We start from the raw sequence: 26,888 nt of genomic DNA on the forward strand, positions 1-26,888 counted from the left end.
GCGTGTGACTTTGCCGGTGAAGCCCCGTGCCGGGCGAGCCCGGCGCCTACGCTTCGAACGGCAGGCCCTGCGCCACCGCCGCGGCGGTGATCGCCGCGCACGCGCTTTCGATGCCCGGGGTGGGCACGGTGATGCGCGGGCGCCGGTCCAGGGTGCACGACAGGCCGGCATCGAGCAGAGTGGCGTGGGCGTCGTGCAGGGCCGTGGCGGTGGCCGGCGGCAGCCAGCCGCTGGTGGCCAGCGCGTCGATCAGGCGTGGGGTTTCGCGCGGCCCGCACAGCGCCGGGGCGCTCGCCGCGCCGGCCAGCACGCCGGTCTGCAGCAGGAACTCCAGGTCCACCAGGCCGCCGGCGCCCTGCTTGAGGTCCAGCCGCGCGGCATCGCTGCGGTCCAGTTCGGCGCGCATGCGCGCGCGCATCTTCAACACGTCGTCGAACAGGGTGCCGGGGTCGCGGGTGCGGCCCAGCGTGCTGCCGCGCACCTGCTCGAACGCGGCCAGCAGGGCCGCGTCGCCGGCCACGCCGCGGGCGCGCACCAGCGCCTGGTGTTCCCAGGTCCAGGCGCGCTCGCGCTGGTATTCGGTGTAGCTGGCCAGCGAGGACACCAGCGCGCCCTTGCCGCCGTCCGGACGCAGGCGCACGTCGATGTCGTACAGGCGCCCGGCGGCGGTGACCGCCGACAGCAGCGCCATCACTTTCTGCGCCAGGCGCGCGAACCAGCGGCTGCTTTCCAGCGGGCGCCGGCCGTCGCTTTCCTCGGCCGCGGGCGGGTGGTCGTACAGGAACACCAGGTCCAGGTCGGACCCGAAGCCCAGCTCCAGCCCGCCCAGGCTGCCGTAGCCGATGATGGCGAAGCGCCCGCCGGGCACCTGGCCGTGCGCGGCGACCAGGTCGGCGTGCGCCATGGCCAGCACGGTGTCGACCACGGCGTCGGCCAGCTGCGCCAGCTGCCGGGTGCAGTCCACCGCGCGCTGGCGGCCATCGTGGAAGGCCAGCGCCATGCGGAAGCTCAGCGCCAGGCGTACCTCGTTGAGCGCGCGCAGCGCGGCTTCCGGGTCGTCGATGGCCAGTGCCGCGGCGCACGCGTCGCGCATTTCCTGCGCCCCCGGCAGCGGCCCGGCCACGCGCGTGTCCAGCAGTTCGTCCAGCAGCAGCGGGAACGCCACCAGGCGTTCGGACAGCAGCGCGCTGCGCGCCAGCACGTTGACCAGCCGGGTGAGCGCGCTGGGTTGTTCGTCCAGCAGCGCCAGGTAGCTGGTGCGGCGCAGGATCGCCTGCAGCAGGCCGAGCACGCGGCGCAGCGCGGCGTCGGGCTGCGGCGAACGGGTGGCCGCGTGCAGCAATGCCGGCAGCACCCGGTCCAGGCGCGCGCGCGCGGCGTCGGACAGCGATTTCACCCCGAGCGACTGCGCGAACTCGCGCAGCGACTGGTCGGCGCCGGCGGCGTCGGCGAAGCCGGCCGCGGCCAGCACCTCGGCGTCGCCGCCACCGGGCAGCACCCGCCAGTAGCTGGACAGCGCGTCGGGCGCGGCCTGGCCGCGGCGTGGCGCCAGCAGCGCGGCGAATTCGGTGGCCACGCATTGGCGCTGCTGGTCCAGCGCCACCAGCAGTTGGTCCCAGCCGGCATGACCCAGGCCCAGCGCGATGCGCAGGCGGTCGTCGGCATCGGCCGGCAGGCGGTGGGTCTGCGCGTCGCGCAGCATCTGCAGGCGGTTCTCCAGCCGGCGCAGGAAGCGGTAGGCGTGGGCCAGCGCGGCGCCATCGGCCGCGTCCATCTGCCCGGATTCCACCAGCGCCTGCAGCGCCGGCAGCAGCCGCCGTTCGCGCAGCGCCGGTTCGCGGCCACCGCGGATCAGCTGCAGCGCCTGGGCGAGGAACTCGATCTCGCGGATGCCGCCGGGGCCGCGCTTGATGTCGTCGAAGCGGTCGCTGCGTGCGACTTCGGCGGTGATCGCGGCTTTCATCTCGCGCAGGCCGTCGAGCGCGGTGAAGTCCAGGTAGCGGCGGTAGACGAACGGGCGCAGGGTTTCCAGCCAGGCCTCGCCGGCGGCGATGTCGCCGGCCACCGCGCGTGCCTTGATCCACGCATAGCGCTCCCAGTCGCGGCCCTCGCGCTGGAAGTACTGGTCCATGCCGGCAAAGGACAGCGCCACCCGCCCGGCGCTGCCGAACGGGCGCAGGCGCAGGTCGACGCGGTGGCAGAAGCCGTCGGCGGTGGTTTCGTCCAGCAGCCGCGCCAGGCGCTGGCCCAGCCGCGCGAAGTATTCCTCGGCCGCCAGCGGCCGCGCGCCGTCGGACTCGCCCGCCTGCGGGTAGGCATAGACCAGGTCGATGTCGGAGGAGAAATTGAGTTCGCCGCCGCCCAGCTTGCCCAGCCCGAACACCACCAGCCGCTGTGCGCTGCCGTCGTCGGCGCGGACCACGCCGTGGCGCTGGGCGAACTCCTGCTCCAGCGCGGCCAGCGCCAGCTGCAGGCAGTCCTCGGCCAGGGCGGTGGCGCCGCGCAGGGTGGCGTCGACGTCGTCCAGCCCGTTCACGTCGCGCCAGACCAGCCGGGTGGAGGCGGCGGCGCGGTAGCGGCGCAGCTGCACCGGCCAGGCGCTGGGCTGCAGCGGGTCGAGCACGGGCAGCGGCAGCGGCGCGTCGACGGCCAGCTGCGCCAGCAGCTCCGGCTGCCGGCACAGGGTGTCGATGGCGAAATCGCTGGCCAGCGCCAGCCGGCGCAGGCCGGCCTCGACGTCAGGGGCCTGCGGCCAGTGCGCCGGGTCTGGCGCAGCGAGCCTGAGGCGGGCGATGGCGCGGTCGAGCAGGGCGGCCACGGGCGGGGGCGGGTCGGAAATCGGCAAGGTCATGGGCCCATTCTGGCATTGCCGGGCGCCTGCCCCGCGGGAGCGGAGGCTCCTGAACAGGTGATGTGGCAGCATCACGCATCAGGGAGAGCCTCATGCGCACCACCCTCGACATCGCCGACGACGTGCTGTTTGCCGCCAAGGAGCTGGCACGCCGCGAGAAGAAGCCACTCGGCCAGGTGATCAGCGAACTGGCGCGGCGGGCGTTCGCCCAGTCCGATGCCCCCTGGGGCACGACCGGCGTGGCCGAACCCCTGGCCGATTACGGCATTCATCCGCTGCCGCCACGCGGCGTGGTGGTCAGCAATGAACTCATCGACCGCCTGCGCGACGAAGAGGGCATCCGATGCGTGCGTTGCTCGACGTGAACGTGCTGATCGCACTGCACGACAGCGACCACGTCCACCATCACCCTGCCTCGGCCTGGCTGCGCACGCATATCGCGCATGGCTGGGCCAGTTGTCCGCTTACCCAGAACGGTTGCCTGCGCATCATGTCCCAGCCCGGATACGCCAAGCCGCAACCGCTGGGCAGCCTGGTGAGCATGCTGGCGCGTTCCACGTCCACGCGCTTCCATGCGTTCTGGCCGGACGCCATCAGCGTGCTGGATCGCACGCATTTCCAGCATGGCTACATCCACAGTCCGCGACAGTTGACCGATCTGTACCTGCTCGCGCTCGCGGTGCACCACGGCGGGCGGCTGGTGACCTTCAACCGGCACATTGCGCTGAGTGCGGTAGCGGGCGCGCGGCCCGAGCACCTGGTGCAGTTGTAAGGCCGACCGCGGCACCGGGCACGGCACCGGGAGACCACAAATAAAAAGCCCGCTGGCAGCGAACTGCCAGCGGGCTTTGCTCCCTCCCCCACGTCGGGATGCAGGGCGATCCTGCGGGGTCGGCGTACAAGTTGCACGCTGCAGTGCAAAAAAGCCGCCGGCACCGGCAAGGCCCCGGAAACGGCCCGTGGCCGGCCCCGCCGCCCCCGCATCGCCGGGCGAATGCCATCCCACGAAGGTAGAACACCGCCGGTGGCCGCCATCCGGGATAATCGGCCATCCCCACGAGCCAACGTCGTTTCCATGTCTGTAGAACGCATCCTGGACCCGCGCCTGCGCGAACGGGTCGTCTCCGCCGAACACGCCGCCAGCCTGATCCAGCCGGGCGAAACCGTCGCGATGAGCGGTTTCACCGGTTCCGGTTACCCCAAGGCGGTGCCGCAGTGCCTGGCCCAGCGCATCGAACAGGCGCACGCGCGCGGCGAGGAGTTCCGCATCAACCTGCTGACCGGCGCCTCGACCGCACCGGAGCTGGACGGCGCGCTGGCCAAGGTCGATGGCATCGCCATGCGCATGCCGTTCCAGAGCGACCCGGACGCACGCAAGCGCATCAACGCCGGCAAGCTGGACTACCTGGACATCCACCTGTCGCACGTCGCCCAGCACGTGTGGTTCGGCTTCTACAACGAAATCGACACCGCGGTGGTCGAGGTCTCGGCGATCCACGCCGACGGCTCGCTGGTGCCGTCCACCTCGGTGGGCAACAACAAGACCTGGCTGGACCTGGCCAAGAAGGTGATCATCGAGGTCAACGCGTGGCAGCCGCTGGGCATGGACGGCATGCACGACGTCTATTACGGCACCGCGCTGCCGCCGCACCGCAAGCCGATCCCGCTGGTGCGCGGCGACGACCGCATCGGCCAGACCACGCTGCGCTGCGACCCGGACAAGATCGCCGCGGTGGTGCTGACCCACGCGCCGGACCGCAACAGCCCGTTCAACCCGCCCGATGCCGACAGCCAGCGCATCGCCGGGCACCTGATCGAGTTCCTCAAGCATGAAGTGGCGCGCGGCCGCCTGCCGGCCAACCTGCTGCCGCTGCAGTCGGGCGTGGGCAACATTCCCAATGCGGTGCTGGCGGGGCTGGCCAGCAGCGGCTTCCGCGACCTGGAAGCCTTCACCGAGGTGATCCAGGACGGCATGCTCGAGCTGCTGCGCACCGGCGTGCTGCGCTATGCCTCGTGCACCGGCTTCGCGCTGAGCCCGGTGGCCACCGAGGAGTTCATGCGCAACATCGACTTCTACCGGCAGCGCATCATCATGCGCTCGCAGGAAGTGTCCAACCACCCGGAGCTGGTGCGCCGGCTGGGCTGCATCGGCATGAACGGCATGATCGAGGCCGACATCTACGGCAACATCAATTCCACCCATGTCATGGGCAGCAGCATCATGAACGGCATCGGCGGCTCGGGCGACTTCGCGCGCAACGGCTTCCTGTCGATCTTCCTGAGCCCGTCCACCGCCAAGAACGGCAGCATTTCCTCGATCGTGCCGATGGTCAGCCATGTCGACCACACCGAGCACGACGTGGCGGTGGTGGTCACCGAGCAGGGCCTGGCCGACCTGCGCGGGCTGCCGCCGCGGGCCCGCGCACGGACGCTGATCGCCAACTGCGTGCACCCGGAGTTCCGCGACCAGCTCAGCGATTATTTCGAGCGTGCCTGTCGCGACAGCTACGGCAAGCACACCCCGCACCTGCTGCCGGAGGCGCTGTCCTGGCACCAGCGCTGGCTGGACACCGGCACGATGAAGGCCTGAGGCCCGCATTTGCCGCACCGCATGAAGCCCGGGAATCCCGGGCTTCATGCGTTTACGGGCGGGCCCGGCTCAGCCGCCGGTCTGGTCCTTGACCGTCGTGGCCTGGCCGTTGGCCTTGACGCTGCTGATGCCGGCTTCGCGCGCGGCCTGCGATGCATACAGCTGGCTGCTGCCGATCACCTGGTGGTTGGCCGCCGTGAGGTTGAAATGGTAACGGCCGTCGCTGGCCGTCCTGCGCGCGTAGCGCGCGTCATCGGCACAGTTGGCGCGTACCGAGGCGATGCCGTTCTCCGCGGCCGCGCGCGTGGTGTAGCGCTCGCTGCCCAGGATGACTTCGGCATTGCCGGCCTTGAGCACGAAGTGGAACTGGCCGTCACTGCTGCGATGCAACTCGAACCAACCCTTCATCAGGTTTCCCCCGCTGCTGGAGTCGCCGGCGCGCGACGCCGCGGCACCGCCGCCGCCCCGCTCCGGCCGGAGGCCCGCCGCAAGCGGGCCGCTGTGGCCGCGCAAAGCCCCACGGCCAGGCCCGAATCTACCCTTATCGGCCGCCGTGTTCGAGCCAGGCCAGCTTGCGGTCGCGTGGTTGCCGCTTCAGCTGCCACTCCGCGCGCGACGCGGCGGCGCGGTCGGCGTACTGGCGGACACCCAGCACGCGCAGCGGCGGGTGCGCGCGGGTGTAGCGCGCGCCCTTGCCGGCCGCATGCGCCTGGAAGCGCGCCTGCACGTCGGTGGTGATGCCGGCGTAGTAACTGCCGCCGCTGCACTCCAGCAGGTACAGGAACCAGGCGCCGCCGGCCACGTTGCCCCCGTACGCGGCTTACAGGCTGGCGGCGTCGGCGATCTTGCACATGCCCTCGCCCACGGCCTTGTTCGAGGTCATCTGCCCGCCCTTGATGCTGAAACGCACTTCCACGCGGATGCTGCCGTCGTCCTGGCGGCGCACGGTGGTGCGCAGCGGCACGGTGGAACCGCCGCCACCGCGCACCGGGTTCTCGGCGGCGATGTAGCCGGTGCGCTCGTTCGGCGACACCGACACCATGCCCTCGGCCTCGATCGCGGCGACGGTCTTGCGGAAGGCTTCGGCGTAGCTGACGCCTTCGTGTTCGGTCGCGGCCAGGAACTGCTTGCCGGTGGTGAAGCCGCCGGTCACCGACAGATTCTGCAGGCAGCCACTGCCCGAGTCCTGGACCGGCTTTTTGGCCATGGCCAGTGCCGGCACCAGCATCAATGCCATCGCGACGGTGCAACTGAGGGTACGCATCACTTCCTTCTCCCTGGTACGGTGATTGATCGGCTTCCTGCCGGACGCGGCGCGTCCTGTTCCACACAGCAGGCGGGAGGCCTGGCGCCTCCCGCCGGGTAAGCTACTTGGAGCGGCCGGCCGTTGCCAGTGCAGGCGTCACATCCGCTCAGGCGGCCGCCTCCAGCCGCGCGCGGCGGCGCACCCGCACCGCCTCGGCCAGGCGCTCGAGCACCTGCACGGTGCTGTCCCAGCCGATGCAGCCGTCGGTGATGCTCTGGCCGTAGACCAATGGCTGGCCGTCGACCAGGTCCTGGCGGCCGGCGACCAGGTGGCTCTCGACCATGACCCCGACCACGCGCGATTCGCCCGCTTCCAGCTGCGCGGCGATGTCCGCGATCACCTGCGGCTGGTTCTCCGGCTTCTTGCTGCTGTTGGCATGGCTGGCGTCGATCATCAACCGCGCCGGCAGCTGCGCCCTGGCCAGCACCTCGCTGGCCGCCTGCACGCTGGCCGCGTCGAAGTTGGGCAGCTTGCCGCCGCGCAGGATGACGTGGCAGTCGGGGTTGCCGCGGGTGGCGACGATGGCGGTGCCGCCCTCCTTGGTGACCGACAGGAAATGGTGCGGATGCGAGGCCGCGCCCACCGCATCGGCGGCGATCTTGACGTCGCCGGTGGTGCCGTTCTTGAAGCCCACCGGGCACGACAGCCCGGAGGCCAGCTCGCGGTGCACCTGGCTTTCGGTGGTGCGCGCGCCGATCGCGCCCCAGGCCACCAGGTCGGCGATGTACTGCGGCGAGATCACGTCGAGGAACTCCACGCCGGCCGGCAGGCCCAGCCGGTTGATGTCGCGCAGCAGGCCGCGCGCCACCCGCAGGCCCTTGTTGATGTTGAAGCTGCCGTCCAGGTCCGGGTCGTTGATCAGCCCCTTCCAGCCGACGGTGGTGCGCGGCTTCTCGAAGTACACGCGCATGACGATTTCGAGTTCGCCGCCAAGCGCGTCGCGCAGCGGGCGCAGGTGCTGGGCGTAGTCCATCGCCGCCACCGGGTCGTGGATCGAGCACGGCCCGACCACCACCGCCAGGCGGTCGTCATGGCCATGCAGGATGCGGTGCAGCGCGGCGCGGGCGTCGGCCACCGTCTGCGAGGCCTGTTCGTCGCAGGGCAGCAGCGAGATCAGGTGCGCCGGCGGGGTCAGCGGATCGAGCCGGCGGATGCGAAGGTCGTCGGTGTGGGGGGGCATTGCGGGGTCTCCGGTGTCAAGCGTGGTGGGGGCCCCAGCGGAAGGCGGCATGAAAAAAGCCGCCAGGTTCGCTGGCGGCTTTTCGGGAATGCGTCTGAAAGTTTCTTCAGGGTGAGCGCAGTCCTTCCTCCGCCAGCGGCTTCGGAAAGTAGTACCAGAAGTAAAAGCTGGCGCGGGTTGCGTTCATGGGCAGCATTGATAACACGGTTTTTTGTGCGATGCGACAGTTTCAACCGCAACCGCGATTCACCCCCGGGGCGCGATACTTGTGCGTCTTCCCCCCGATGCCCGGCGAGGCCCGGCCATGACCACCGACACCCTGCTGCAGGTCGCCTGCCCGCACTGCAACGCCATCAACCGCCTGCCGGCCGCACGGCTGGCGCAGTCGCCCGCGTGCGGACGCTGCCACCGGCCGCTGTTCGCCGCCACGCCGGTGGTGCTCGACGCCGCCGCCTTCGAGGCCCACGCGCAGCGCTCGCAGCTGCCGCTGCTGGTCGACTTCTGGGCGGCCTGGTGCGGCCCCTGCCGGCAGATGGCGCCGGAGTTCGCCAGGGCGGCCGCGCAGCTGGAGCCGCAGGTGCGCCTGGGCAAGCTCGACACCGAGGCCGAGCCGGCGCTGGCGGCGCGCTTCGGCATCCGCAGCATCCCCACGCTGGTGCTGCTGCACGGCGGCCGCGAGCTGGCGCGCCAGTCCGGGGCGATGCCGGCCGGCGCGATCGTGCAGTGGGTGCGCGCGCAGTTGCGGTGAGCGCCCGGCATCGAAACAACCCGCATACCGTAGATGCGGGGCTTGCCCCGCATGAAGCTTCACCGCGAAAGCCCGGTGCGGGGCGAGCCCCCGCACCTACGGCACGGTAGCTTCATCGCAAAAGCCATCGTGCGGGGCGAGCCTCGCCCCACAAGACACCCGGTCCGGCGACGGGGAACCAAAAAGCAGGAACCCCGCCTCGCGGCGGGGTTCCTTCGTGCAACGGCAGCGGTGAGGCTGCGGCGGACTTAGAAGTCCATGCCGCCCATGCCACCCATGCCGCCCATGCCACCGGCAGCGGCCGGCTCGTCCTTCTTCGGGGCCTCGGCCACCATCGCTTCGGTGGTGATCATCAGGCCGGCGATCGAGGCGGCGTTCTGCAGCGCCGAACGGGTCACCTTGGTCGGATCCAGGATGCCGAACTCCAGCATGTCGCCGAACTCGCCCGAGGCGGCGTTGTAGCCGAAGCTGCCGGTGCCTTCCTTGACCTTGTTGACGATGACCGACGGCTCTTCACCGGCGTTGGCGACGATCTCGCGCAGCGGCGCTTCCATGGCGCGCAGGGCGATCTGGATGCCGTGGTTCTGGTCTTCGTTGGCGCCCTTCAGGCCGGCCAGCGCGGTGACCGCACGGATCAGGGCGACGCCGCCGCCCGGCACCACGCCTTCCTCGACCGCCGCACGGGTGGCGTGCAGGGCGTCGTCGACGCGGTCCTTCTTTTCCTTCATCTCGATCTCGGTCGAAGCACCGACCTTGATCACGGCAACGCCACCGGCCAGCTTGGCCACGCGCTCCTGCAGCTTCTCGCGGTCGTAATCGGAGGTGGTGTCCTCGATCTGCACCTTGATCTGCTTGACGCGCGATTCGATGGCGGCGGCATCGCCGGCGCCGTCGATGATGGTGGTGTTCTCCTTGGAGACCTGCACCTTCTTGGCGCGGCCCAGGTCCTTGATGGTGGCCTTCTCCAGCGACAGGCCCACTTCCTCGGAGATCACGGTGCCGCCGGTCAGCACGGCCATGTCTTCCAGCATTGCCTTGCGACGGTCGCCGAAGCCCGGGGCCTTGACCGCCACGACCTTGACGATGCCGCGGATGGTGTTGACCACCAGGGTCGCCAGCGCCTCGCCCTCGATGTCCTCGGCGACGATCAGCAGCGGCTTGCCGGCCTTGGCCACGCCTTCCAGCACCGGCAGCAGGTCACGGACATTGGAGATCTTCTTGTCGTGCAGCAGGATGAACGGGTCGTCCAGGTCGGCCGACTGCGCCTGCTGGTTGTTGATGAAGTACGGCGACAGGTAGCCGCGGTCGAACTGCATGCCCTCGACCACGTCCAGCTCGTTCTCCAGGCCCGAGCCTTCCTCGACGGTGATCACGCCTTCCTTGCCGACCTTCTTCATCGCTTCGGCGATGATGTTGCCGATCGACTCGTCCGAGTTGGCCGAGATGGTGCCGACCTGGGCGATGGCCTTGTCGTCGGCGGTGGGCTTGGAGATGTTCTTCAGCTCGGCGACGGCGGCCACGACGGCCTTGTCGATGCCGCGCTTGAGGTCCATCGGGTTCATGCCGGCGGCCACGGCCTTGGCGCCTTCGCGGATCAGGGCCTGGGCCAGCACGGTGGCGGTGGTGGTGCCGTCACCGGCGTTGTCGTTGGTCTTGGAAGCGACTTCCTTGACCATCTGCGCGCCCATGTTCTCGAACTTGTCGGCCAGTTCGATTTCCTTGGCGACGGACACGCCGTCCTTGGTGATGGTCGGGGCGCCGAAGCTCTTCTCGAGCACGACGTTGCGGCCCTTCGGGCCCAGGGTCGCCTTGACGGCATTGGCGAGAATGTTGACGCCGCGCACCATGCGCGAACGGGCGTCTTCACCGAAACGGATATCCTTGGCAGCCATTGCTATACCTCAGTGGATCAGGGTTTAAGGGGTCTTGGGAGTCGTTCGGAAACGCGGCTCAGCCGATCACGGCCAGCACGTCGTCCTCACGCAGCACCTTGTATTCGACGCCGTCGGCCTTGTAGGTGGAACCGGCGTACTGGCCGTAGATGACCTTGTCGCCGACCTTCAGCGCCGGGGCGCGGACGCTGCCATTGTCCAGCGGCTTGCCGGGGCCGACGGCCACGACTTCGCCCTTGGTGGACTTTTCCTTGGCCGAATCGGGGATCAGGATGCCACCGGCAGAGACTTCCTCGGCTTCGATGGGCTTGACCACGACGCGGTCGTGCAGCGGCTTGATGCTCATGTGAGACCTCTTGGATGTTGGTGATGGGTCTGGAAAGTCCGGTGGTCGCCACCGCTGCCGTCCGGCAGCAGCGACGCCACGCCTAAAAACGCCCGTCGCCGGGCTTGGCTGGGAAATGGGGACCGCCGGCGGGCTTTCAAGTGCCTGAACCCAACTTCCTGCGGCCCCGCCACCGGTGCCCCCGGCGGCGGCGGCGGCATCTGCGACAATGCCGCGGATGGACGCCCGCCTTGTCTTCTGTACCTGCCCCGACGCCGCCACCGCCCAGGCGCTTGCCCGGCTGCTGGTCGAGCAGCGGCTGGCCGCCTGCGTGAACTTGTTGCCGCATATACAGTCTGTGTATCGCTGGCAGGAGCGGGTCGAGCAGGCGGAGGAAGTCCAGCTGCTGATCAAGACCACCGCCGATCGCCTGGACGCGCTGACCGCGGCGCTCCTGCAGCACCACCCGTATGAATTGCCGGAAATACTGGCCGTTTCCCCCAGCACGGGGCTGCCGGCCTACCTGGACTGGATCCGGGCCCAGACCCGCGAGGACCTGACTTGAAGATGCTGTTGCGCCGTTTCACCGCCCTGTGCCTGCTTACCCTCTGTGCCTTCCCGGCGCTGGCCCTGGACGAGAAGGACCTGCTGCCGGTCGACCAGGCCTTCGCCCTCCAGGTCCAGGCGGACACGCGCGACCGCATCGAGCTGCGCTGGGACATCGCCCCGGGCTACTACCTCTACCGCCACCGCACCAGCGTCAAGGCCGGGCCCGGGTTCAGCGCCGGCGCGCTGCAGATGCCGGCCGGGGAAAAGAAGCACGACGAGTTCTTCGGGGACGTCGAGACCTACCACCGGCAGCTCAAGGCCACCCTGCCCGGCACCGCGGACGCCACCGCCGGGACGGTGACGCTGGAGGTGCGCTACCAGGGCTGCGCCGATGCCGGCGTGTGCTATCCGCCGCAGAAGCGCACCGTCGAGGTCCGGCTGCCCGGCGCCGCAGCCACCCCTGCCGCGGCGACCGGCGCGCCGCTGTTCAACCCGCTGGCGCGCAACGACGGCGGCGGCCTGAAGCTGCCGGGCAGCGCCGCCACCCAGTCGCTGCCGCTGCCCTCGGAGCAGGCGTTCGGCTTCGAGGCGATCGTCGACGACGGCAACCGCCTGCTGCTGCGGTTCTCCCCGGCGCCGGGCTATTACCTGTACCGCGACCGCACCTCGCTGGCGCTGGAAGGCGCGGCCGGGATCCGCACCGGCAAGCCGCAGTGGCCGGCGGGCACCTCCCACCGCGACGAGCATTTCGGCAACGTGGTGGTCTACTTCGACCAGGTCGACGTCCCGCTGCCGCTGCACCGCGAACGCGCCGACGCCAGCCCGGCGACGCTGGTGGCCACCTTCCAGGGCTGCCAGACCGACGGCATCTGCTACCCGCCGATGACCCGGCGGGTGCGGCTGTCACTGCCCGCCGGCAAGGTCTCGCCCAGCGGCGAGGCCATGGTCACGCCGCTGGTGATCACGCCGCTGCCCAGCGGCCGCAAGCCCGCCGACCCGGTGGCCATCGACCCGGCCAACCCGCCCGCCCCGCAGCCGCTGGTGGTCCGTTCCAACGACAGCGGCAACGGCGCCGCCACCACGCCCGACGCCTCGGCCGACAACGCCGGCCGCAGCCAGCCGCCGGGCAGCGCCGGCGAGGATGACTCGCTGGCGTGGATCCTGCTGCTGGCGCTGGCCGGCGGCCTGGTCCTGAACCTGATGCCATGCGTGCTGCCGGTGCTGTCTCTGAAGGTGCTGGGGCTGGCGCAGAGCGGCGAGAGCCGCCAGCACGCCCGCCGCCACGCGCTGTGGTACACGCTGGGGGTGCTGGTGGCGTTCACCGCCATCGGCGCGCTGGTACTGGCCCTGCGCGCGGCCGGGCAGGCCGCCGGCTGGGGCTTCCAGCTGCAGCACCCGTGGTTCATCGCCGCGCTGGTGTACCTGATGTTCGTGGTCGGCCTGAGCCTGAGCGGCGTGTTCACCCTGGGCGGCAACCTCGGCGGCGTCGGCCAGTCGCTGGCGCAGCGCCAGGACGCGGCCGGCGACTTCTTCACCGGGGTGCTGGCCTGCGTGGTCGCCAGCCCGTGCATCGCCCCGTTCATGGGCCCGGCGCTGGCCTATGCGTTCACCGCACCGGCGGCGGTGGCGATGCTGGTGTTCCTGGCCCTGGGGCTGGGGCTGGCACTGCCGTTCCTGCTGATCGGCTTCGTGCCGGCGCTGGCCCGGCGCCTGCCCAGGCCCGGCGCCTGGATGGAAACCTTCAAGCAGGTGCTGGCGTTCCCGATGTACCTGACCGCGATCTGGCTGCTGTGGGTGCTGGGCAAGCAGCGCGGCATCGACGCGATGGCGCTGCTGCTGGCCGGCGCGGCGCTGCTGGCGCTGGGGCTGTGGTGGTTCGAGCGCAACCGCTGGCGCAGCCGCCGCGCGGGCATGGCGCTGGGCGCGGTGCTGGCGCTGCTGGCGCTGGTGCCGGTGTGGGGCGTGACCCGCATGGAACCGCCGGCACGCGCGGCCAGCGAGGGCACGGTGGCGTACTCGCCGGAAATGCTGGACCGGCTGCGCGCGGACAACCGCGTGGTATTCGTCAACATGACCGCCGACTGGTGCGTGACCTGCAAGGCCAACGAACGCAACGTGCTCGACCGCGATACGTTCCGCGACACCCTCAAGCGGGTGGACGCGGTGTACATGCGCGGCGACTGGACCAACGTGGATCCGAAGATCAGCGCGTTCCTGGAACAGCACAAGGCGGTGGGCGTGCCGCTGTACGTGGTGTACGGGCCGGGTGCGCCGCCGCGCGTGCTGCCGACCGTGCTGACCCAGGCCATCGTCGAGGACGCGCTGCTGCGCGCGGCGCGCTGAGATGCGCAGCGCGGCAGGGTGGGTGGTGGGCATCGCCGCGGCGGCCGGGCTGGCCGCCGGCGCCTGGCTGAGCCGGCCCGCGCTGCCGCCGATGAACGAGCCGTCGACGCCGCCCGCGGCCACGGCGCCCGCGGCGCTCGCCCCGGGCGACCGGGTGCCGGCCTTCACCCTGCCCGACCTAGACGGCATGCCGGTGCGGTTCCCGGACCGCTTCCTGGGCCGGCCGCTGCTGATCAACGTCTGGGCCAGCTGGTGCGCGCCCTGCGTCGAGGAGATGCCGGAACTGGCGCGCTTCGCCGCCCGCCATGCCGACGACGGCCCGCAGGTGGTGGGGCTGGCACTGGACACCCATGAAGCCGTGCTCGATTTCCTCGGCAACGTGCCGGTGTATTACCCGATCGTGCTGGAGACCCCCGGCCCGGCCGACGCCAGCGTCAAACTGGGCAACCACCAGGGGCTGCTGCCCTACAGCGTGCTGATCGACGCGCAGGGGCGCGTGGTCCGGCAGAAGCTGGGCCCGTTCAAGGCCGGCGAGATCGAGGCGTGGGCCGGGCTGGACGAAGAAGCGCGCTAACCGCGGCGAACGTGACGCCAACATCCGCCAGCAGGCCGCGCCCATGACGCCCCGCGGGCGCCGCACGCATGCATCCACACGACGCCCCGGGCAGCCGGCGGGATCCCGGGCAATTTCAAACAATCGATTAAAACGTCGTCAATTTCGCCGAACTGGACAGTATTCCCCGGTTCGCTCACACTGCCGCCCTTTCCCGCCCACCGCTGGCCCATGGCAAAACTGCTGGTCCTCCACGGCCCCAACCTGAACCTGCTCGGCACGCGCGAGCCGGAGGTCTATGGGCACACCACGCTGGCCGACATCGATGCCGCGCTGGCGCGCCAGGCACAGGCGGCGGGGCACGTGGTGGAGAGCCTGCAGTCCAACGCCGAGCACGTGCTGGTGGAGCGGGTGCAGGCCGCACGCGGCGATGGTATCGGTTTCATCCTGATCAACCCGGCCGCCTTCACCCACACCTCGGTGGCGCTGCGCGACGCGCTGGCCGCGGTGGCCATCCCGTTCATCGAGATCCACCTGTCCAACCCCCACGCCCGCGAGCCGTTCCGCCAGCACAGCTATTTCAGCGACAAGGCGGTCGGCGTGGTCTGCGGCTTCGGCGCGGACAGTTACCGCTACGCCATGGACGCGGCACTGCTGCGGCTGTGACCCCCATTCCCGGGCGGTGGGCGCGAGCGCGCCACCGCCTACACCACCCAAGAGGCATCCTATGGACCTGCGCAAAATCAAGAAGCTGATCGACCTGCTGGAAGAGTCGAACCTGGCGGAGATCGAGATCAAGGAAGGCGAGGAATCCGTGCGCCTGTCGCGCACCCCGGTCGGCGGCTACGCGCCGGCGCCGGTGATGGCCGCCCCGGCCCCGGTCGCCGCCCCGGCCGCGGCCGCGCCGATGCCGATGAGCTCGCCGACCGAAGCGTCCACCGGCGGCACCGCCAAGCCGGGCAACGCCCTGCCGGACGGCCACGTGCAGCGCGCGCCGATGGTCGGCACCTATTACGCGTCGCCGTCGCCGGACAAGCCGCCGTTCGTCAGCGTGGGCCAGCAGGTCAAGGCCGGCGAGACCCTGGCGATCATCGAGGCGATGAAGATGTTCAACCCGATCGAGGCCGAGGTGTCCGGCACCGTGGTCGCCATCCTCGGCGAAAGCGGCAACCCGGTGGAGTTCGACCAGCCGCTGTTCGTGATCGCCTGAGGCGCCGGCCATGCTCGACAAGGTCGTAATCGCCAACCGGGGTGAGATCGCGCTGCGCATCCTGCGCGCGTGCCACACCCTGGGCATCCGTACGGTCGCGGTGCACTCCACCGTCGACCGCAACCTCAAGCACGTGGCCATGGCCGACGAATCGGTCTGCATCGGCCCGGCGCCGTCGTCGGAGAGCTACCTCAACATCCCGGCGCTGATCGCCGCGGCCGAGGTCACCGACGCCCAGGCCATCCACCCCGGCTACGGCTTCCTCTCCGAGAATGCCGATTTCGCCGAGCGCGTGGAGCAGTCCGGCTTCATCTTCATCGGGCCCAAGGCCGACACCATCCGCCTGATGGGCGACAAGGTCGAGGCGATCCGCGCGATGAAGGCCGCCGGCGTGCCGTGCGTGCCCGGCTCGGGCGGCCCGCTGGGCGACGACCCGGCGACCAACGTCAAGATCGCCCGCGAGATCGGCTATCCGGTCATCGTCAAGGCGGCCGGCGGCGGTGGCGGCCGCGGCATGCGCGTGGTCCACACCGAGGGCGCGCTGGTCAACGCCATCGCCACCACCAAGCAGGAAGCCAAGGCCGCGTTCGGCAACGACATGGTCTACATGGAGAAGTTCCTGGAGAACCCGCGCCACGTGGAGATCCAGGTGCTGGCCGACGGCCAGGGCAACGCCATCCACCTGGGCGAACGCGACTGCTCGATGCAGCGCCGCCACCAGAAGGTGGTGGAGGAAGCGCCCGCGCCGGGCATCACCCCGGAACTGCGCGAGGAGATCGGCAAGGTCTGCGTGGAAGCCTGCATCCGCATCGGCTACCGCGGCGCCGGCACCTTCGAGTTCCTGTTCGAGAACGGCCGCTTCTACTTCATCGAGATGAACACCCGCATCCAGGTGGAGCACCCGGTGACGGAGATGATCACCGGCATCGACCTGGTCGCCGAGCAGCTGAAGATCGCCGCCGGCCACAAGCTGTCGATCAAGCAGAGCGACATCAAGATCAACGGCCACGCCATCGAGTGCCGCATCAACGCCGAGGACCCGGAGACCTTCTTCCCGTGTCCGGGCACCATCACCGGCTTCTACCCGCCGGGCGGCCCCGGCGTGCGCGTGGACACGCACATCTACGGCGGCTACCGGGTGCCGGCCAACTACGACTCGATGATCGGCAAGCTGATCGTGCACGGCCCGGACCGCGACACCGCCATCGCCCGCATGCGGGTGGCGCTGAGCGAGATGGTCGTGGACGGCATCAAGACCAACGTCGCCCTGCAGCAGCGGATCATGCGCGACAAGGGCTTCCAGGCCGGTGGGCAGAACATCCACTACCTGGAAAAGCGCCTGGCCGAGCGCAAGAACCAGTCGATCGCGCTGACCTGAGCGCGGTGCGTCGCGGGTGAAGGAAGAAGGCGGGGAAACCCGCCTTCTTCCGTCTGCGCGGCCGCATGGGGGTGCAACGGCCCCGGGCACCACGGCATCCGTGGCCGGCAGGAGAAGGAAAACATCCGCCGCCTCGTCTAGGATGCCCGCTTCCGTTCTGCCGTCGCCGTCATCGCCATGCCCTTTCTCGAACTCACCCTGCGCTGCACCGAAGCCACCCAGCCCCGCTACGAGAACGCCCTGGAGGACGTCGGCGCGCTGGCGGTGACGATGCTCGACGCCGATGCCGACACCAGCAACGAACGCGCGATCCTGGAGCCGGGCGTGGGGCAGACGCCGCTGTGGAACGAACTGGTGCTGAGCGCGCTGTTCCCGGCCGATACCAACGCGCTGGCGCTGCTGGCCGCGCTGGAATCGTTCGACGCCGGGCTGGACTGGAGCAGCGCCGGCTTCCGTTCGGTCCAGGACGAGGACTGGGAACGCGCCTGGCTGGACCAGTTCCAGCCCATGCAGTTCGGCCAGCGCACCTGGATCGTGCCGTGGAACCATGAACTGCCCGAGGCAGCGCAGGCCGCCGACGCCGCGGTGGTGCGGCTGGACCCGGGCCTGGCGTTCGGCTCGGGCACCCACCCGACCACCGCGCTGTGCCTGCGCTGGCTGGACCAGCTTTCGGCCGAGGGCGAACTGGCCGGCCGCAGCGTGCTCGACTTCGGCTGCGGCTCGGGCATCCTCGCCCTGGCCGCGCTCAAGCTCGGTGCCGCCGCCGCGGTGGGCGTGGACAACGACCCGCAGGCGCTCACCGCCACCGCCGACAACGGCGAGCGCAACGGCGTGCACATCGCCGCGTACCTGCCCGAGGACGAGCCGGCGGCGACCTACCCGGTGGTGGTCGCCAACATCCTGGCCTCGGCGCTGGACGCGCTGGCCGAACGGCTGGCGGCGCGGGTGGCGCCCGGCGGGCGCATCGCCCTGTCCGGCATCCTGCATGGCCAGGAAGGCGAACTGCTGGAACGCTACGCGCCGTGGTTCGTGCAGCTGGAAGCCGTGCAGGACGGCGACTGGATGCGCATTACCGGCGTGCGCCGTGCTTGAATGAACGCAGCGTCCGCGACCGACCTGCCATGAGCGAAGAAACCCCGCCGCCCCGTCCTTCGCTGGCCACGCTCCTGCGGAGCGGGGCCACACCGCCGCCGGACACCCCGCCCGCCCGCGACGGCGACGGCGACGGCGACGTCGATGGCGGTGGCGGTGGCGATGCGCCGCAGCCGGTCCCGCCCGCGGATGGAGCCGCCGACGGCGAAGCGCCGGCCCTGGGCGACGCCGCGGACAGCGCGCAGGACGGCGACGGCCCGGCGCAGGAAAGCGGCAGCGCGCCGAGCTTCCTGCAGCGCTCCCCGGTGGCAACCGCCCGTGGCCGCCGCGCACCGCGCTGGCAGTGGCTGCTGCTGGCCGCGCTGGCCCTGCTGCTCGCCGTCCAGGTGGTGATCGCCGACCGCGCCACGCTGGCCGCGCGTCCCGGCTGGCGCCCGGTCGTGGCCGGCCTGTGCGCGGTGCTACGCTGCACCCTGCCGCCGTGGCACCAGCCCGCGGCCTACACCATGCTGCAGCGCGAAGTGCGGCCGCTGCCCGGGCGCCCGGGCGTGCTGCAGGTACAGGCCAGCTTCCGCAACGACGCGCGCTGGGCGCAGGCCTGGCCGGTATTGTCGTTGTCGCTGTCCGACGCCGACGGCCGGGTGATCGGGCGCCGCCTGCTGCAGCCGCGCGACTACCTGGGCAGCGCGCACGACCCCGCGCAGCGGCTGGAACCGGGACAGAGCGCACAGGTCGCGTTCCTGCTGCGCGAGCCGTCGGCGGCCACGGTGGCCTACGCGTTCGAGTTCCGCTGACCCGGCGCCCGACATGGCGGCCCCCTCGTTCACGCGCTAGACTCCCCTCCCCATGCCGGGCGCGGCCGCGCCGGCTCCGCTGAATCCGGGAATTCCCTTGAACGCTGCCCCACCCCGTCCTGACAACAGTCGTGGCGCTCCGAAGCCGCCGCTGCGCGAACACGTCGCCCAGTCCGTGCGTCGCTACCTGCGCGATCTGGATGGCTGCGACGCCGACGATGTCTACGAAATCGTCCTGCGCGAGATGGAGATTCCGCTGTTCGTGGAGGTGCTCAACCACTGCGAGGGCAACCAGAGCCGCGCCGCGGCGCTGCTGGGCATCCACCGCGCCACCCTGCGCAAGAAGCTCAAGGAATACGGGCTGGCCTGAGCGGCGCCATCGCTGCGCGCTGGCGCCGCACGGTCTGCAATGCAAACCGCGGGCCCCGTCTTTCGCCCTGCATACCCCGCGCCTTCGGCGCGCCCCCTGACCCAGGGGGACTTTGCTCCGGATATATCCCCCACTGCCTGCGGTGGGTGCCGAGCGTTGGACGGCACGTCGTCGACAGCACCTGCCGGACAAGCCGGTGCTGCGCACCACCCCGAACCGGCAACCGGCAGTACGCGTCGTCACCGCTGCAACCGGACCGGCACGCTGCGCGCGGCTACAATACGGGCCCGCTTCCGCTTCCTTCCCCACCCCCATGTCCGCTGATCTGCTGCCCGTGCGCCGGGCCCTGCTGTCCGTTTCCGACAAGACCGGCCTGGTCGAACTGGCCCGCGCGCTGGCCGCGCACGGCGTTGAACTGTTGTCCACCGGCGGCACCGCCAAGGCGATCCGCGAGGCCGGCCTGCCGGTCAAGGACGTGTCCGACGTGACCGGCTTCCCGGAGATGATGGACGGCCGGGTCAAGACCCTGCACCCGATGGTGCACGGCGGCCTGCTCGGCCGCGCCGGCACCGACGATGCGGTGATGGCCGAACACGGCATCGCGCCGATCGACCTGCTGGTGCTGAACCTGTACCCGTTCGAGTCGGTCACCGCCAGGGCCGACTGCACGCTCGCCGACGCGGTGGAGAACATCGACATCGGCGGCCCGGCCATGCTGCGCAGCGCCGCCAAGAACTTCGCCCGCGTCGCCGTGGCCACCAGCCCGGACCAGTACGCCGCGCTGCTGGCCGAACTGGACGCCAACGGCGGCCAGCTGTCGGCGGCCAGGCGTTTCCAGCTGTCGGTGGCCGCGTTCAACCGCGTCGCCCAGTACGACGCGGCGATCAGCAACTACCTGTCGGCGATCAGCGACACCGCCGCCGCGGTGCCGGTGCGCGAGGAATACCCGGCGCAGATGAACTCCACCTTCGTCAAGGTGATGGACCTGCGCTACGGCGAGAACCCGCACCAGAGCGGCGTGTTCTACCGCGACCTGTACCCGGTGCCGGGCACCCTGGCCACGTTCGTGCAGTTGCAGGGCAAGGAGCTGAGCTACAACAACCTGGCCGACGCCGATGCCGCGTGGGAATGCGTGCGCCAGTTCGACCTGCCGGCCTGTGTCATCGTCAAGCACGCCAACCCGTGCGGCGTGGCGGTGGCCGCCGATGTCGGCGCCGCCTATGAGATGGCCTACAACACCGACCCGACCAGCGCGTTCGGCGGCATCCTGGCGTTCAACCGCACGCTGGACGCGGCCACCGCCAGGGCCATCCTCGACCGCCAGTTCGTCGAAGTGCTGATCGCCCCGGACTACGAGCCGGCCGCGCTGGAGTACGCCACCAGGAAGGCCAACGTGCGGGTGCTGCGCATCCCGGCCGGCGACGCGCGCAACAACTACGACACCAAGCGTATTGGTTCTGGCCTGCTGATCCAGAGCGCCGACAACCGCGGCATGAGCGCCGACGAGCTGAAGACGGTGACGCAGCGCGCGCCGACCGCGGCCGAGCTGCGCGACCTGCTGTTCGCTTGGCGCGTGGCCAAGTACGTCAAGTCCAACGCCATCGTCTATGCCAGGGACGAGCGCACCATCGGCGTCGGCGCCGGGCAGATGAGCCGCGTGTACTCGGCGCGCATCGCCGGCATCAAGGCCGCCGATGCCGGGCTGGTGGTGCCCGGCTCGGTGATGGCCTCCGATGCGTTCTTCCCGTTCCGCGACGGCCTGGACGCCGCCGCCGAAGCGGGCATCACCGCGGTGATCCAGCCGGGTGGCTCGATGCGTGATGCCGAAGTGATCGCCGCGGCCGACGAACATGGCATCGCCATGGTGTTCACCGGCGTGCGCCACTTCCGCCACTGAGGCCGCAGGCATGGCGGCGGGCATGATCCGGACGCTGGCGGTACTGCTCGCGGCGCTCGTGCTGGCGTCGTGCCGGCAGGATGCGGCCACCCAGGACGGCGGCACGGCGCAGGCGCCGGACGGCGATGCGGCCGTGCTGGCGCTGCTCAAGGCGCGTTACGGCGCGCCGGCGCGGCTCAAGGGCCCGTGGACGCAACGCCTCGACGACCCGCAGCTGGACCCCGCGCGCCAGGTCCAGCGCGCGCTGTGCGCCGACCGCGGCATCACCCTTGCGGGCGGCCGCTATCGCATGCTGGCGGTCTGCACCCGCTATGCCGACGCGACCCCCGTGGAACTGGGCGTCAGCGACTTCATCGTGCTGCGCGAGGCCGCCGATGGCAGCGTGGGCATCGCCGCCGAGCTGCCGGGCCGGGCCAGCGGCAGCGGCGGCCAACCGGGCGCGATCAGCATCCTGCAGGTCGGTGCCGGTGCCTGGGCCTACCAGATCGACGAAGAGCGGGTGGTGGTGGGCGCGCGGATGCGCGACCGCAGCTGGCTGGTGTTCGACGGCGGCAGCACGGTGTCCGAAGCGGGCTGGCTGCGTGCCCACCTGGACGACCAGAATGCGATCGACTGCATCACCACCGGCAGCTGCCGGCCCGGGACGCTGGACCTGGATTTCGACGCCCGTCCGGACGACAGCGAGCCCGGGCTGCGCTATTGGCCGTTGCGCGTGCACGAGGCCGGCAACGGCTGCACCGGCGCGGTGGATGCGCTGCATTCCATTGCCTACGATCCGGCGCAATCGCGCTACCTGGTCCCGGCGCGCATGCAGCTGGAGGCCTGCGGCTGATGCGCTGGCGCCTGCCCCTGCTCCTGACCGCCTGCCTGGCGGCGGCCGCCGGGTGCGGCAACCACGCGCTCGACCAGGCGCAGCGCGCGGCCCTGCAGGAGATCGGCGCGCAGCTTCCGCGTCCCTATCGCGACGGGCTGGTGGTTGAATCGGTGCACCGCGACGGCGACGAGCTGGTGCTGGTGATCCGTTCGGCGGAGATCACCGTGGCCATGGCCAAGGCCAGGCCCGCCGTGTTCGACGCGCTGCGCGACGACGAGCAGGCCGCGATGCAGGCACTGTGCGCCGATCCGCTGTTCGCCCCGCTGCATGCCGCCGGCGGCGGCGTGCGCCGGCACTTCGTCGATGCCGACGGGGCGGTGTTCTTCGACGCCACGCTGAAAGCCTCCGATTGCCTTTCCCCTTGAATTCCCCCTACAGGAACTGCCCCATGAAAATCCTCGTCATCGGCGCCGGCGGCCGCGAACATGCGCTGGCCTGGAAGCTGGCCCGGTCCGCGCGCGTGAGCGAAGTGATCGTCGCCCCGGGCAATGCCGGTACCGCGACCGAAGCCAAGTGCCGCAACGCGGCGGTCAAGGTCACCGACATCGCCGGTCTGCTCAAGCTGGCGCAGGACGAGGCCGTCGGCTTGACCGTGGTGGGCCCGGAAGTGCCGCTGGTGGCGGGGGTGGTGGATACCTTCCGCGCGGCGGGGCTGCGCATCTTCGGGCCGACCGCCGCCGCCGCGCAGCTGGAAGGCAGCAAGGCCTTCGCCAAGGATTTCCTGGCCCGCCACGGCATCCCCACCGCGTTCTACGCGGTGCACACCGAGGTCGATGCGGCACTGGCCTATCTGCGCGAGAAGGGCGCGCCGATCGTGATCAAGGCCGACGGCCTGGCCGCCGGCAAGGGCGTGATCGTGGCGATGACGCTGGACGAAGCCGAGGCCGCGGTGCGCGACATGCTCAGCGGCAACGCCTTCGGCGATGCCGGCGCGCGGGTGGTGATCGAGGAGTTCCTGGAGGGCGAGGAAGCCAGCTTCATTTCCATGGTCGATGGCCGCGTCGCGCTGCCGATGGCCACCAGCCAGGACCACAAGCGCGTGGGCGACGGCGACACCGGCCCCAACACCGGCGGCATGGGCGCGTACTCGCCGGCGCCGGTGGTGACGCCACAGGTGCACGCCCGGGTCATGCGCGAAGTGGTCGAGCCGACCGTGGCCGGCATGATCGCCGACGGCGTGCCGTTCACCGGCTTCCTGTACGCCGGGCTGATGATCGACGCCACGGGCGCACCGAAGGTGATCGAGTTCAACGTGCGCTTCGGCGACCCGGAAACCCAGCCGGTGATGCTGCGCCTGCAGTCGGACCTGGTCGACCTGCTCGAAGCGGCCATCGACGGTGCCTTGGCCGGCGTGGACGCTCAATGGGATCCGCGCCCGTCGCTGGGCGTGGTGATGGCAGCAAAGCCGTACCCGGACACGCCGATCACCGGCGATGTGATCAGCGGCCTGGATGACGTACCGGCCAGCGCCAAGGTGTTCCATGCCGGCACCGCGCTGGACGCCGACGGCAACGTGGTCAGCGCCGGTGGCCGCGTGCTGTGCGTGGCCGCGCTGGGCGACAGCGTCGGCGACGCGCAGGCCCATGCCTACGCCGGCGTGGCGAAGATCCACTGGGCCAACGAATTCCACCGCAACGACATCGGCTGGCGGGCGATCGCACGCGAGCAGCAGTAAGCCACCGGGGTGGCGGAAGATGAGAAGGGCGGCCCCGGTGCCGCCCTTTTCGTTGTCTCCCTCTGCCGGCGGGATGGGACATGGCCTATGGCGGCGAGAGGCGCACGGCGCAGAGCTGCCCGTACCGCTTTCTTCAGCGATGCACGCTGCCGATGCTCGCCGCCGGGTAACGTGCACCGGCGGCCACGTCCACCGGGAACACCGCGTCGATGCGGGCCAGTTCGTCGGCATCCAGCACCACGTCGAGCGCGTCCAGGTTTTCCTCCAGGTAGGCCAGGCGCTTGGTACCCGGGATCGGCACCAGGTCCTCGCCCTGGGCCAGTACCCAGGCCAGGGCCAGTTGCCCGGGACTGATGCCCCTGGCGGCGGCAATCGCGTTGACCTGCGCCACCAACGCGAGGTTCCGGGCGAAGTTCTCGCCTTGGAAACGCGGCGAACTGCGCCGGTAGTCACCGTCCTCGAAATCGTCCGGGCTGCGGATCGCGCCGGTCAGGAAGCCGCGGCCCAGTGGCGAGTACGGCACGAAACCAATGCCCAGCTCACGCACCGTATGCAGCACGCCGTTGTGCTCGGGTTCGCGCGACCACAGCGAGTACTCGGTCTGCAGCGCGGTGATCGGGTGCACCGCATCCGCGCGGCGGATCGTTTCCGGCGCCGCCTCGGACAGGCCCAGCCAGCGCACCTTGCCCTGCTCGACCAGCCGCGCCATCGCGCCCACCGTTTCCTCGATCGGCACCTGCGGGTCCACGCGGTGCTGGTAGTACAGGTCGATGTGCTCCACGCCCAGCCGCTGCAGGCTGGCCTCGCAGGCGGCCTGCACGTATTCGGGGCGGCCATCGACGCCACGCGCCTGCGGGTCGGACGGGTCCAGGCGGACGCCGAACTTGGTGGCCAGCAGCACCTGCCCGCGGCGCCCGGCGATGGCACGGCCGACCAGCCTTTCATTGGTATGCGGGCCGTACATGTCGGCGGTGTCGAGCAGGGTGACGCCGCGTTCCAGCGCGCGCTGGATCACCGCGATGGCCGCGGCATCGTCGCCACGGCCGCCGTAGAACGCGCTCATGCCCATGCAGCCAAGGCCGAGGGCGGAAACCACGGGACCGTCGCGGCCAAGGGTGCGGGTCTGCATGGAATCTCCTGGATATGCAATCTGGACAGCACTACCTTTCAACACCGGTGCCGAACCGCCGGACCAAGCGCATGCTGCTGCGCCGCGCCACGTCGCGGTTGCAGACACAGCCGATGATGCTGAGCTCAAGATGGCGACTCGCATGTCATCGTCGCGGTAGTGGCTCGATCCGCCTGCGGTGGGTCGCACAACCCACATTCCGGAGTTGGGCTGGCGTCCAATCCAGGCTTCCCGGGATACGGCGGATGCGCATCCCGGCGATACCTCAAAACTAGCGCGCTTCGACCACGTGTACGGGTGGCTTGCGCTTCAACCGCGAGAGTGGACGATCGATCAACATGACGATCAGCCATGAGAGCGCCACCGTGGCCGCGAATGCCGGCAAGAAAAAGGTCATGAACGGACGGGCGAAGCCGCAGGCGCAGACGAACCAGGCGGCCACCGTGGTGTGGATCAGGTAGATCGGATAGCTAAGGTCACCCAACATCCTGTCCAGCCTTCCGCCACGCTGTTGATGCAGCGACAACACCATCCATGCCGACAGCAGAACGGATACGTACAAACCCCAGTGCCACGGCCAACCGGGCACAAAAAACCACACTGCTCCATGCAAAAGCCACATCGTGCAACTGATGATCGGCATGCGGATAAACGACAGCGATTCGCGATACTGGCAAATCAGAGCACCAACCGCGAAAGGCAGCAGGCATGGCAGGAACGTGGCATAGCGTTCACCGAAACTCTCCGGCTGGATGCCCATCTTGAGGTTGATGAGCATGCCGATGACAACACCAAACGCCGCTGCACCGCGCGAGGTAGCCATCATCGGCAACAGCATGTAGAAACCCACTTCGATGGCCAGCGCATTGGCCACCGGCACCGGCAGGCCGCCGCGGGTTATACCTGGGAAAAGCGTGACAACATAGGCCCAGTCCCGCATGCCATGCGGCATGTGGAATTCGCCATTGATCGGCCGCAGATCGATGCCGACACTGCCGTAGTACCACAGTGTGAGCAGGCCGATGATCACAGCCAGCCAGTACAGGGGAAATATCCGCATAAAGCGATTGAACGCATAAGCCTTCAGGCCGACGCGATCGAACCCATATTTGGTGGTCAGCACCAGGGTCATCAGAAAACCACTTAAGACGAAGAAGGCCCAGACCGCATAGGCGGCATAGCCATGCGGCATGTTCGACCACAGATGAGAGGCTGCCACCAACGATGCAAGAACGAAGCGACTCGCACCAAATCCAAATACAGGTAGTTTCAAAGCAAAGCTCCTGTTGACATGGCGATGCCGCGCAACGCCCGTCCGTGATCAGCGGGATGCACAGGCCGTGGAAACAGCTCGGATGATGGCAAGCGTGCGGCCATTGCCATCGTTCAGGGTCAATACGGAGCCGTCGTTGACCCAAGGCCCGGTAACTTCAGTACCCGCTGCGCCGCCTTCCACCCATACCTTCGGCGCCTGGGTCTTGCTGCCTACCGTGATCTGCACGAAATTCGCCGCAGGGACATCGGATTTCCATGCCACCTGTACTTCAGCCAACGACCCTGCTGCACCACTGCAGTCCAACCTGAGCACTTTCGGCTGCACCATCATCCCTTCAATACTGCTGAAAATCAGGCTCATGCCGGCAACAGACGCATCGGTCACCTCGGCTTGCATGCTCGGTGCGCCCGGCGTCGTCCCTGCCGCACCGGCGCGGCGCCGGCCCGCTTCATCGCAACAACCGGCTACTAGCAGCACCGATGCGCAAAAAAAAAGCACGCGCGATTGAATCCGCATTAGAAGACTTCTCCTTGTCATCCACCGCCGATGGTGGAGTAAGCGCACCTTTTAACCCACTAGGGACAATTGGTGAAGCCTTGCTCCAGCTAAAGTGATAATTGCCACGGCGGCAAGGCCCGACCAATCGGCTGGCAAGATGGCATCACATCAGAAACAGGTGCGCCCCTGCCTCCTCATCATGAGCCAAGCATTATCCGAGACAATCCAATGCATCTGTCCAGGTCTTCTCCATCGACGGGCACTCCTCGCATGTGTTGTCCTGCGTGTGGAGCCCGCGCTCCAAGACCGCGGGCTCCCGTTGATTCTCCGGGCAGGCTGCCCACCAGGCGGGTGCCGG

The 26,888-nt window shown here is 69.7% G+C and carries 27 protein-coding genes; 17 read left to right on the forward strand and 10 right to left on the reverse strand.

The annotated features are described in order from the left end of the window. Positions 1-46: 46 nt before the first annotated feature. Positions 47-2,851, reverse strand: coding sequence for a bifunctional [glutamate--ammonia ligase]-adenylyl-L-tyrosine phosphorylase/[glutamate--ammonia-ligase] adenylyltransferase (gene glnE / locus ACJ7VY_RS14155; protein ID WP_409475886.1), 2,805 nt, complete (start codon positions 2,849-2,851; stop codon positions 47-49). A gap of 92 nt (positions 2,852-2,943) precedes the next feature. Between glnE and ACJ7VY_RS14160 the strand changes: the two genes are divergently transcribed. The 3 genes from ACJ7VY_RS14160 to ACJ7VY_RS14170 all read left to right on the forward strand — a co-directional run bounded on the left by ACJ7VY_RS14160 (position 2,944) and on the right by ACJ7VY_RS14170 (position 5,441). After that, positions 2,944-3,216, forward strand: a complete 273-nt coding sequence (locus ACJ7VY_RS14160) for a hypothetical protein (RefSeq protein ID WP_321989388.1) — start codon at positions 2,944-2,946, stop codon at positions 3,214-3,216. Next, positions 3,213-3,623: a TA system VapC family ribonuclease toxin gene (locus ACJ7VY_RS14165; RefSeq protein ID WP_409475887.1), complete on the forward strand. Its 411-nt coding sequence runs from the start codon at positions 3,213-3,215 to the stop codon at positions 3,621-3,623. The genes ACJ7VY_RS14160 and ACJ7VY_RS14165 overlap by 4 nt, the downstream gene beginning before the upstream one ends. Before the next feature lie 303 nt (positions 3,624-3,926). Then, positions 3,927-5,441 carry an acetyl-CoA hydrolase/transferase family protein gene (locus tag ACJ7VY_RS14170; RefSeq protein WP_104939687.1) on the forward strand — a complete coding sequence of 505 codons (1,515 nt, stop codon included), beginning with the start codon at positions 3,927-3,929 and terminating at the stop codon, positions 5,439-5,441. A gap of 69 nt (positions 5,442-5,510) precedes the next feature. Here the strand turns inward: ACJ7VY_RS14170 and ACJ7VY_RS14175 are convergent, their stop codons facing one another. The 4 genes from ACJ7VY_RS14175 to ACJ7VY_RS14190 all read right to left on the reverse strand — a co-directional run bounded on the left by ACJ7VY_RS14175 (position 5,511) and on the right by ACJ7VY_RS14190 (position 7,927). Further along, on the reverse strand, positions 5,511-5,849 hold the full coding sequence (locus ACJ7VY_RS14175; protein WP_240212351.1) for a YegP family protein: 339 nt from the start codon (positions 5,847-5,849) through the stop codon (positions 5,511-5,513). Positions 5,850-5,982: 133 nt separating this feature from the next. Then, the gene (locus tag ACJ7VY_RS14180; protein WP_104939689.1) at positions 5,983-6,243 is read right to left on the reverse strand and encodes a GIY-YIG nuclease family protein; all 261 of its coding nucleotides are present in this window, start codon (positions 6,241-6,243) and stop codon (positions 5,983-5,985) included. A gap of 18 nt (positions 6,244-6,261) precedes the next feature. Continuing rightward, positions 6,262-6,705 carry a hypothetical protein gene (locus ACJ7VY_RS14185; protein WP_161615507.1) on the reverse strand — a complete coding sequence of 148 codons (444 nt, stop codon included), beginning with the start codon at positions 6,703-6,705 and terminating at the stop codon, positions 6,262-6,264. A gap of 148 nt (positions 6,706-6,853) precedes the next feature. Then, positions 6,854-7,927 (reverse strand): 3-deoxy-7-phosphoheptulonate synthase, encoded by a 1,074-nt coding sequence (locus ACJ7VY_RS14190; RefSeq protein ID WP_313248683.1) that lies wholly within the window; start codon positions 7,925-7,927, stop codon positions 6,854-6,856. 304 nt (positions 7,928-8,231) lie between these two features. Here ACJ7VY_RS14190 and trxC point away from each other — a divergent pair, with 304 nt between their 5' ends. Continuing rightward, on the forward strand, positions 8,232-8,675 hold the full coding sequence (gene trxC, locus ACJ7VY_RS14195; protein WP_293760961.1) for a thioredoxin TrxC: 444 nt from the start codon (positions 8,232-8,234) through the stop codon (positions 8,673-8,675). A 248-nt stretch (positions 8,676-8,923) separates the two neighbouring features. Here the strand turns inward: trxC and groL are convergent, their stop codons facing one another. After that, on the reverse strand, positions 8,924-10,567 hold the full coding sequence (gene groL / locus ACJ7VY_RS14200) for a chaperonin GroEL (protein ID WP_104939693.1): 1,644 nt from the start codon (positions 10,565-10,567) through the stop codon (positions 8,924-8,926). A 58-nt stretch (positions 10,568-10,625) separates the two neighbouring features. Then, positions 10,626-10,913 carry a co-chaperone GroES gene (locus ACJ7VY_RS14205; RefSeq protein WP_104939694.1) on the reverse strand — a complete coding sequence of 96 codons (288 nt, stop codon included), beginning with the start codon at positions 10,911-10,913 and terminating at the stop codon, positions 10,626-10,628. A gap of 217 nt (positions 10,914-11,130) precedes the next feature. On the opposite strand from ACJ7VY_RS14205, the gene cutA reads away from it, so the two are divergent. The 13 genes from cutA (at position 11,131) to purD (ending at position 23,627) form a co-directional block, all read left to right on the forward strand. Further along, on the forward strand, positions 11,131-11,457 hold the full coding sequence (gene cutA / locus ACJ7VY_RS14210; protein WP_409475888.1) for a divalent-cation tolerance protein CutA: 327 nt from the start codon (positions 11,131-11,133) through the stop codon (positions 11,455-11,457). Positions 11,458-11,459: 2 nt separating this feature from the next. Beyond that, entirely contained in the window at positions 11,460-13,784 is a 2,325-nt protein-coding gene (locus ACJ7VY_RS14215) for a protein-disulfide reductase DsbD domain-containing protein (protein ID WP_409476820.1), read from the forward strand. Between the two features lies 1 nt (position 13,785). Then, a complete protein-coding gene (locus tag ACJ7VY_RS14220; protein ID WP_409475889.1) occupies positions 13,786-14,358 on the forward strand; it encodes a TlpA disulfide reductase family protein in 573 nt (190 codons plus the stop codon). A gap of 210 nt (positions 14,359-14,568) precedes the next feature. Further along, positions 14,569-15,003 carry a type II 3-dehydroquinate dehydratase gene (gene aroQ, locus ACJ7VY_RS14225; protein WP_409475890.1) on the forward strand — a complete coding sequence of 145 codons (435 nt, stop codon included), beginning with the start codon at positions 14,569-14,571 and terminating at the stop codon, positions 15,001-15,003. A 61-nt stretch (positions 15,004-15,064) separates the two neighbouring features. Next, positions 15,065-15,547, forward strand: a complete 483-nt coding sequence (gene accB, locus ACJ7VY_RS14230; RefSeq protein ID WP_104939697.1) for an acetyl-CoA carboxylase biotin carboxyl carrier protein — start codon at positions 15,065-15,067, stop codon at positions 15,545-15,547. Positions 15,548-15,557: 10 nt separating this feature from the next. Then, a complete protein-coding gene (gene accC, locus ACJ7VY_RS14235; RefSeq protein ID WP_104939698.1) occupies positions 15,558-16,925 on the forward strand; it encodes an acetyl-CoA carboxylase biotin carboxylase subunit in 1,368 nt (455 codons plus the stop codon). A gap of 177 nt (positions 16,926-17,102) precedes the next feature. Further along, positions 17,103-18,017, forward strand: coding sequence for a 50S ribosomal protein L11 methyltransferase (gene prmA, locus ACJ7VY_RS14240; protein WP_104939699.1), 915 nt, complete (start codon positions 17,103-17,105; stop codon positions 18,015-18,017). Between the two features lie 29 nt (positions 18,018-18,046). Then, positions 18,047-18,811 (forward strand): DUF3426 domain-containing protein, encoded by a 765-nt coding sequence (locus ACJ7VY_RS14245; RefSeq protein ID WP_409475891.1) that lies wholly within the window; start codon positions 18,047-18,049, stop codon positions 18,809-18,811. Between the two features lie 97 nt (positions 18,812-18,908). After that, positions 18,909-19,181: a DNA-binding transcriptional regulator Fis gene (fis, locus tag ACJ7VY_RS14250; protein ID WP_054667755.1), complete on the forward strand. Its 273-nt coding sequence runs from the start codon at positions 18,909-18,911 to the stop codon at positions 19,179-19,181. 313 nt (positions 19,182-19,494) lie between these two features. Further along, positions 19,495-21,078 carry a bifunctional phosphoribosylaminoimidazolecarboxamide formyltransferase/IMP cyclohydrolase gene (gene purH, locus ACJ7VY_RS14255; RefSeq protein ID WP_409475892.1) on the forward strand — a complete coding sequence of 528 codons (1,584 nt, stop codon included), beginning with the start codon at positions 19,495-19,497 and terminating at the stop codon, positions 21,076-21,078. A 22-nt stretch (positions 21,079-21,100) separates the two neighbouring features. After that, entirely contained in the window at positions 21,101-21,910 is an 810-nt protein-coding gene (locus ACJ7VY_RS14260) for a hypothetical protein (protein WP_409475893.1), read from the forward strand. After that, positions 21,910-22,317, forward strand: coding sequence for a hypothetical protein (locus tag ACJ7VY_RS14265; protein WP_409475894.1), 408 nt, complete (start codon positions 21,910-21,912; stop codon positions 22,315-22,317). The genes ACJ7VY_RS14260 and ACJ7VY_RS14265 overlap by 1 nt, the downstream gene beginning before the upstream one ends. A gap of 23 nt (positions 22,318-22,340) precedes the next feature. Beyond that, a complete protein-coding gene (gene purD, locus ACJ7VY_RS14270) occupies positions 22,341-23,627 on the forward strand; it encodes a phosphoribosylamine--glycine ligase (protein ID WP_409475895.1) in 1,287 nt (428 codons plus the stop codon). Positions 23,628-23,760: 133 nt separating this feature from the next. On the opposite strand, the gene ACJ7VY_RS14275 is transcribed toward purD, so the two are convergent. The 3 genes from ACJ7VY_RS14275 to ACJ7VY_RS14285 form a co-directional block, all read right to left on the reverse strand. Beyond that, positions 23,761-24,756 carry an aldo/keto reductase gene (locus ACJ7VY_RS14275; RefSeq protein WP_409475896.1) on the reverse strand — a complete coding sequence of 332 codons (996 nt, stop codon included), beginning with the start codon at positions 24,754-24,756 and terminating at the stop codon, positions 23,761-23,763. Between the two features lie 271 nt (positions 24,757-25,027). Further along, the gene (locus ACJ7VY_RS14280; RefSeq protein WP_409475897.1) at positions 25,028-26,029 is read right to left on the reverse strand and encodes an acyltransferase family protein; all 1,002 of its coding nucleotides are present in this window, start codon (positions 26,027-26,029) and stop codon (positions 25,028-25,030) included. Positions 26,030-26,077: 48 nt separating this feature from the next. Next, positions 26,078-26,548: a hypothetical protein gene (locus ACJ7VY_RS14285; protein ID WP_313248698.1), complete on the reverse strand. Its 471-nt coding sequence runs from the start codon at positions 26,546-26,548 to the stop codon at positions 26,078-26,080. Between the last annotated feature and the right edge of the window lie 340 nt (positions 26,549-26,888).

The sequence above is a fragment of the Stenotrophomonas sp. Y-13 genome (assembly GCF_046267925.1).
GTDB classification, from domain to species: Bacteria; Pseudomonadota; Gammaproteobacteria; order Xanthomonadales; family Xanthomonadaceae; genus Stenotrophomonas; species Stenotrophomonas acidaminiphila_A.